General features: G+C 33.6%; 1 protein-coding gene. It reads left to right on the plus strand.

Annotated elements, in window-relative coordinates; all coding sequences use genetic code 11:
- Nucleotides 1–296: hypothetical protein (locus ACFINC_RS11680; RefSeq protein WP_375617303.1), on the plus strand; the 296-nt coding region annotated here is incomplete at its 5' end.
- Nucleotides 297–304 lie beyond the last annotated feature (8 nt).

Below are 304 nucleotides of genomic sequence, written 5' to 3' on the forward strand. Positions count from 1 at the left end.
CTGTTACAATTGGTGCACCCGATGAAATACAGCAAGGTGCTGAATATGGGTGCAAAGCATTTAAACCCGAAAAAGTATCCTTTACTTTATCATACTCATCTCCTTCTGACGTCAACAAACTACACATTGCTGCAGATGATGAAAAGAAAATAACACATGATAAAGAACATAAGATCTTTACGATCAAAGATGTAAAATCCCTCGATATAGGTTTCCCTGGATCAGGATATTATACTTTTAAAAATATTACTAAAGAAAGAGTTATTGGTCTAGATTGTGAAGCAGGGGATTTTTAATAATATTT

This window comes from Bartonella sp. AP58NXGY (assembly GCF_042195785.1).
Taxonomy (GTDB): Bacteria; Pseudomonadota; Alphaproteobacteria; order Rhizobiales; family Rhizobiaceae; genus Bartonella.